Consider the following 6,910-nt stretch of genomic DNA (forward strand, 5'->3'; position numbering starts at 1 on the left):
GGCCTGCCGAAATTCAGATTTATTAACAAGGCTCGTGCATGTTTCGACTTCAGAAGTTTATGGCACTGCGCAACGCGTTCCCATTGATGAAGATCATCCTTTAGTTGGTCAGTCGCCTTATTCTGCCAGTAAAATTGGAGCTGACAAGATGGCAGAGAGTTTTTATCTCTCTTTTGAGTTACCAGTTGTCACTGCCAGGCCTTTTAACACATTTGGACCAAGGCAGACCGCTCGGGCAGTCATTCCGACAATCGCCAGTCAGTTACAGTCAGGTTGTACCGAGTTGAAATTAGGTGCTTTAACGCCAACTCGCGATTTTAATTATGCAACTGATACCGCAGCGGGGATGATTGCTTTGGCGTTATGTAAAGAGGCCGAAGGGGAAGTCGTCAATATTGGAAGTGGCGAAGAGTGGTCGATCGAAGAAACTGCAAGGCTGCTGATGGAAGTAAGTGGACGCGAAGTTCCCATTCGTTGCGACGAGGATCGTATTCGTCCTGAGAAAAGTGAAGTCAATCGACTTCTGGCTGATACGACGAAAATTCACCGGTTAACCGGTTGGAAAAGTCAGGTTTCATTTAAAGAGGGCTTGAGGAAGACCGCGGAGTGGATCGATAAAAACATTCAGCACTTTAACGCAGAGCGTTATACCATATAATCACGCATGACTAAGGAATTTTTTTTTCAAGGGATTGAAAGTAGATGATGCAACTGATTGTACGGGGCATAGCATTGGTAGAGAAACCTTTTGAAGTATCAGGAAGGTTATCGATTAAATGCTGAAACGATCCGTTTCACTGACGGCAATGCTGGTAGCCATCGCAATGCTGTTGGGGCGATTCACTGGATTGCTACGTGTTCTGGGACTTGCGCTGGTATTGGGCGTTTCGTATGCGAACGACCTGGCTATTTTAGTGATTTCTGTTCCCGATTTTTTGAATGCGATGTTAATTGGAGGAGCTTTGGCGGCAGTGTTAGTCCCTGAAATGCATCGGAGAAGTCAGGAAGTTTCTGAAGAAAATGCGAATCAACTGATTGTGCAAACGCTTGTTGTGGTAGGAGTCGTTTCGACTGTCATTGCCATCATCTTAGCTGTATATTCGTCTTGGTTTACTCAGTTATTAGCATCAGGATTTACATCTTTGCAAATTAGTGAAGCCAGTCGATTGATCATGATCGTTTTACTGGCATTTCCGATTAGTGCTGTGACTGCCGTTACGGCAGCGGCTTTACAAGGACATCACAAACCAAACGTTCCAGCGTATGGAAATTTGTTTTTTAACGTGATTCTACTTTGTGCTATTTTTTTCTGGGTGACACCTGAAAGTATCGAGGTTGTTGCCTGGGCAGTCGTTGTTGCCGTGTCATTTCGGTTGTTGACACAGCTGGTCAGCTGCTATGCTACAGGAGCATTTGTGGGCGGATTTCGATCATTAACTCGGTTTAATACTTTGAATCGGAAATTATTAGTAAAATATTTTCAAGCTCTGGCTGCGATCGGAGTTGTTGTCGCGTTTCCGGTTGTATCAAGGTCTTTTGCTTCAGCGTTTGAAGGGGGAATCAGTCTGTTTGAATATGCCCAAAAGTTGGTTGAATTACCACGTGGGTTATTTGGGGCAGTTCTGGCAATGGTGATTTTTCCGAGATTAAGCCGCGATTTTTCTGAAGGAAATATGAAGGAAGGAACTAACTTAATCAGTCAGTCGGCAGGATTAATATTATTAATCTCGATCCCTGCGACAGTCGCTATCTACGGTTGTGCTGAGCCTGTTGTTTCACTGCTTTTTGAACGTGGCAAATTTTCGGCAACGGATGCGGCTAATACTGCTCAGCTGTTACAAATTGCTATTCTTTCAATGCCGGCATTGATTCTTTCGATACTTACAATGAATGTGTTTTATGCGAAACACGAAACCATTATTCCGTTCAAACTGAGTCTGGTTTCGTTGCTCGTTCTAGTATTGCTTTCAATCATGTTAAGAAATTCGATGGGCGTATCGGGCGTGATGTTAGCGTTTGTCATTTCCAGCTGGTTTCACTTTATGAGTTTAACAATGGCATTACAGTTAAAACTAAAAGTCTCGGTCATTGAAGGAGTCAAGATTAAACATTTTGCTGCTTTAACCCTGCTGACTTTGCTGGGAATATTGTTTTCTGCGATGATGATCAGACTGGTTTCTGAGCCGATCCACTTAATTATATACTCTGTCTTATTAGGTCTATTCTGTTTTGGGTCCGTTTTATTGATCCTGAAGAATCACATACCGCGTTTCAACAGGAAGCTGTCTTTATAATGAAGTATTTATATATAACCGATTCACCTGATATCGCCAGGTACGTAGATCAATGTGGTGTCGATCGGATTTTTATTGACCTCGAATTGCTCGGCAAAGTCGAACGACAAGGGGGCAGGGATACGGTGATCTCTCATCATCAGGTGAAGAATATATCGAGAGTAAAAAGCGTAGTACAACATGCTGAAGTCATGGTGCGTTTGAATCCGCTCAATCCTGAGTCATCTAAAGAAATTGAAGCGGTGATAGATCAGGGGGCAGATTGTATAATGCTACCGATGTTTAAGTCCGTAGGGGATGTCGAGTGGTTTTGTGAACGTGTGAATCATCGTGCCAAGGTCGTTTTATTAGTTGAGACGGTTGAGGCAATGATGAATCTGTCCCAAATTGTCCGTGTTCCCGGCGTGACACAGATTCATATTGGTTTAAATGATTTGCATCTTGATTTAGATCTCAATTTCATGTTTGAACTGATGTCTAATGGTATGGTTGAGGAAATGGCTGATATATGTCGAAGTGTAAACATGCCTTTTGGTGTAGGTGGGATTTCGACAATGGATCAAGGGCTGGTGACAGGGAATCTGGTGTTAAGCGAGCATGCCAGGCTCGGTTCCGAGTGGGTCATTCTATCGCGTTCATTTCACCAACTTGCGACCAATTTAACAGAATTGAAATCCAAAATTAATCTACCGCTGGAACTTCAGAAGACCAACCATGTTTTTTCCAAGCTATTAAACAGGTCGAAATTCGAAATCGAACAGGACAAGCAGTTGCTTTATCAGACAATCAAAGACGTCTCAAGCAATCAGCGAACTGAAAGAAATGCTTCCTGATCAATATCTTTCGAAAGTTTGTGTCGCTTCTAAAATCACTACCATTCAAGGAATCGTTTCAAGATAAAAAGCATCATTCGACGGTCTTCTTTTTTCTCGCAATTTCAATTGCGATGCGGTAGAATATTGTGGATGAACCAGTCAATATTTTGAGACAGATGGCTTGCTACTCAAAGGATAAAGAACAATAAATGGATTCTGTATTAGTGACAGGTGGAGCCGGATTTCTAGGAAGCCACCTTTGTGATCGGCTGGTTGAGCAGGGAAAAAATGTGATCTGCCTGGATAATTTTTTCACAGGCAGCAAGCAAAATATCGCTCATTTGATAGGGCACCCTCGATTTGAATTAATGAGGCACGATATTGTGCATCCGATTCATCTGGAAGTGAATGAGATTTATAATCTGGCCTGTCCTGCTTCCCCTGTAGCCTATCAGTATAATCCGATCAAAACGATCAAAACATCAACAGTCGGTATGGTTAACCTGCTGGGGTTAGCGAAGCGCTGCCGTGCCAAAGTATTACACGCTTCTACTTCAGAAGTTTATGGTGATCCTGAAGTGCATCCTCAGGTTGAAGAATATTGGGGGCACGTCAATCCGATCGGTCCGCGAAGCTGTTATGACGAAGGCAAACGAATTGCCGAGTCTTTATGCATGAATTATCATCAGGCACATCAGGTCCCCATTCGCATTGTAAGAATCTTTAATACCTATGGTCCGCGCATGGACCCCAATGATGGGCGCGTGATCTCGAATTTTATCAATCAGGCATTGCGCGGGGAGCCGTTGACGATTTACGGTGAAGGCACACAGACGCGTTCCTTCTGTTTTGTTGATGACCTGATCGAAGGTTTTCTGAAAATGATGTCACAGGATGAGACTACGGGACCGGTCAACCTGGGAAATCCTGTTGAAAACAGTATGCTGGAATTGGCGGAAGCAGTTCTGCAGGAAGTCAAATCTAAATCAAAGTTGGAGTATTGTGATCTTCCCACGGATGATCCTAAGCAGCGCTGTCCTGATATCACGAAAGCACGGTCTATTCTGAACTGGGAACCCAAGGTTTCTTTGCAAGAAGGGCTGGCTAAGACGGTTGCTTATTACCAGGACCTTATGAAGCAGGAAACATCATGAGCCATATTTTGGTGACAGGTGCTGCGGGTTTTGTCGGGTTTCATGTGACCTCTCGGTTGTTGTCTGAAGGGCATCAGGTAACGGGTGTTGACAATCTCAATAGTCATTATGAAGTACAGTTAAAACGAGACCGTCTTGGGCAATTGCAGCATGAATCTTTATTTCAGTTTCATGAGACAGATATCACTGATGTCGAATCGATGTCACGACTTTTCAACCAGTCTTCATTTGAAAAAGTAGTACATTTGGCTGCAGAAGTGGGTGTGCGCAATTCATTGCAGAAACCATTGGAGTATGTGCAAAGTAATGTTCTGGGTTTTGTCAATATCCTGGAGCAAAGCCGAATCAACAAGATTGCTCATGTTGTCTACGCCTCATCGAGTTCTGTCTATGGAGCGAATCGCAAAATCCCCTATTCCACCGGAGATCGCGTAGATCACCCGATTAGTCTCTATGCAGCGACTAAACGGGCGGATGAATTAATTGCTCACAGTTATAGTCATCTGTACGATTTACCAACCACGGGGCTGCGTTTTTTTACCGTTTATGGTCCGTGGGGACGACCTGATATGGCTGTGTTTCTCTTTACCAGGGCGATCCTGGAAGGGACGCCTATCAAAGTGTTTAATCATGGTAATTTAAAGCGCGATTTTACTTACGTCGATGATATTGTAGCCGGAGTTCTGGGCGTGCTGGATGATATACCCTGTCGGCTCGACATGGCATCGGTTGAAAGTACAGGAAGCGAAGAGAATCCCATAGAAGCTCCGTACCGGCTTTTTAATATTGGAAACCATCAACCGGTCGGTATTTCTCAACTGATTGATGTGATAGAGCAACGGCTTGGCAAGCCTGCGATCCGTGAAAACTATCCCATGCAACCCGGTGATGTGATGGAAACTTATGCAGACATCTCTGAACTGCAGCAGGCGATTCATTTTTCACCTTCCACTTCGATCGAACAAGGTATTGATCGATTTGTGGAATGGTATCTTGCTTACTATGACAATTCGGATCAGTTGTAGCGGTGTGGCTGATGAGGTTCTGTGTAGAATCCACTCGGCAACTAATCTAGATTTGCGATGATTTCGGGTATGAGACGTGCCAGTTTCTGTCCGCCGTCTGCTGCGATTTTCAAGATATTGCTGATATCGACCGGTTCCAGTGCATCGGGTAAACAGATATCCGTTACGACTGACAGCCCCAGCACTTTCATCGAAGCATGGTTGGCAACAATGCATTCTGGTACGGTCGACATGCCTACACAGTCGGCACCCATCTGTCTGAGCATGCGGTATTCTGCCCGGGTTTCGAGGTTCGGTCCGGTGACTGCTACAAAGACGCCTGTCTGTGTTCGAATCTGAAGTGCCAACGCTTTTTGCTCTGCCAGATTGATCAAACCTCGGTCATACGGGGCACTCATATCGGGAAATCGAAGTCCCAGCCGATCATCGTTAATCCCTCTTAGGGGATTGTCGCCCATTAAGTTGATCTGGTCTTCAATGATCATGATGTCAGCCAGTTGATATTGTGGATTCATTCCCCCTGCCGCATTCGTAATGATCAGTATTTCAACTCCCAGTGCCTTCATTACTCTCACAGGGAAAGTGACTTCTTTCATTGAGTAGCCTTCATAGAAATGAAAGCGGCCTTCCATTGCAACCAGGGGAGTCTCATTGAGAGTTCCAAAAACCAGCTTCCCGGCGTGCGACTCAACTGTCGAGTGTGGGAAGTGTGGAATATCTTCGTAAGCGATTGAAGCTTGTTGTTGGATCTGTTGGCTGAAGTCACCCAGACCCGTCCCTAAAATCAAACCGATTTTAGGAGTCTGCTGAATATGGGGTTTCAGAAAATCAATAGCATCGTTAATTTTTTCGACCAGTGCCTGCATGCGAGATTGTTTTTCTATTGTAGAAATCAGGATGCTGATTGAAAGTACAAATGCTTCGCCTGAATTCGGGCTGATTGGAGCATTACTGAGCTATTGAAATTGAATCATAGATCCGAGGTAGCAACGTTTGTTAGAAAACGTTCAGATGGTTGAATGGAGAGCTTGTGAGATGAATCTGACGGGAATGATCTAAAGTGAGCGGCTCGCAGTTCGGACGATGATTTATTTAAAAATCATCGTCGTCATCAAACCCTTCATCATCAAAGTCGTCATCTTCTTCATCACCAAAAACTTCATCATCCTCTTCTTCTTCTTCCTCTTCATCTTCGAACTCATCATCGTCGTCGAAGTCATCGTCATCGTCGAGTTCATCATTGTCGAGGTCTTCCAGTTGATCGAAGCCAATGTTTTCTTCATCGTCGTCTAATGACATGAAAACGGTGAAAGGGGCATCGGTAAAGGGCTCAAGATTTTCAGGGGGTTCGGTAGTAATGGAATCGGCTAATAACACAGTAAGGTCCTCGTATATTATTTGTGCAATTTCCCAAATTTCTAAACGATTTTAAATAAACTCTAAAACCTGAAGTTCATGTTCAATCGTGGGATTACATTCACAATCAGGGAGAACTTTTCCCGCTTTCGTACGGAAAAATATAGTTCATAATCTTTCCATTATTATATTTATTTTGCTTTGTCAAGTGCGAAAATTTTGAACTGGAAATATATAGAAATATTTCTGCTTTCGTAGCGGAATTC

The 6,910-nt window shown here is 43.8% G+C and carries 7 protein-coding genes; 5 read left to right on the forward strand and 2 right to left on the reverse strand.

The features are described from left to right. The 5 genes from Q0668_RS00450 to Q0668_RS00470 all read left to right on the forward strand — a co-directional run. The coding region (locus tag Q0668_RS00450; protein ID WP_298858840.1) for a GDP-mannose 4,6-dehydratase at positions 1 to 658 on the forward strand (658 nt) is incomplete at its 5' end. Between the two features lie 118 nt (positions 659 to 776). Beyond that, the gene (locus tag Q0668_RS00455; RefSeq protein WP_298858841.1) at positions 777 to 2,294 is read left to right on the forward strand and encodes a lipid II flippase MurJ; all 1,518 of its coding nucleotides are present in this window, start codon (positions 777 to 779) and stop codon (positions 2,292 to 2,294) included. Further along, complete coding sequence (locus Q0668_RS00460; RefSeq protein ID WP_298858842.1) at positions 2,294 to 3,127, forward strand: aldolase/citrate lyase family protein; 834 nt, start codon at positions 2,294 to 2,296, stop codon at positions 3,125 to 3,127. Before Q0668_RS00455 ends, Q0668_RS00460 begins: the two co-directional genes overlap by 1 nt. A gap of 191 nt (positions 3,128 to 3,318) precedes the next feature. Then, positions 3,319 to 4,263, forward strand: a complete 945-nt coding sequence (locus tag Q0668_RS00465) for a UDP-glucuronic acid decarboxylase family protein (protein ID WP_298858843.1) — start codon at positions 3,319 to 3,321, stop codon at positions 4,261 to 4,263. Continuing rightward, positions 4,260 to 5,288: an NAD-dependent epimerase/dehydratase family protein gene (locus tag Q0668_RS00470; protein ID WP_298858844.1), complete on the forward strand. Its 1,029-nt coding sequence runs from the start codon at positions 4,260 to 4,262 to the stop codon at positions 5,286 to 5,288. Before Q0668_RS00465 ends, Q0668_RS00470 begins: the two co-directional genes overlap by 4 nt. 41 nt (positions 5,289 to 5,329) lie before the next feature. Here the strand turns inward: Q0668_RS00470 and Q0668_RS00475 are convergent, their stop codons facing one another. Together Q0668_RS00475 and Q0668_RS00480 are read right to left on the reverse strand one after the other, a co-directional pair. Then, positions 5,330 to 6,154, reverse strand: a complete 825-nt coding sequence (locus Q0668_RS00475) for a purine-nucleoside phosphorylase (RefSeq protein WP_298858845.1) — start codon at positions 6,152 to 6,154, stop codon at positions 5,330 to 5,332. Positions 6,155 to 6,380: 226 nt separating this feature from the next. Beyond that, the gene (locus tag Q0668_RS00480) at positions 6,381 to 6,665 is read right to left on the reverse strand and encodes a hypothetical protein (RefSeq protein ID WP_298858846.1); all 285 of its coding nucleotides are present in this window, start codon (positions 6,663 to 6,665) and stop codon (positions 6,381 to 6,383) included. Between the last annotated feature and the right edge of the window lie 245 nt (positions 6,666 to 6,910).

The organism is uncultured Gimesia sp., from assembly GCF_937910335.1.
In the GTDB taxonomy this organism is placed as follows: Bacteria; Planctomycetota; Planctomycetia; order Planctomycetales; family Planctomycetaceae; genus Gimesia.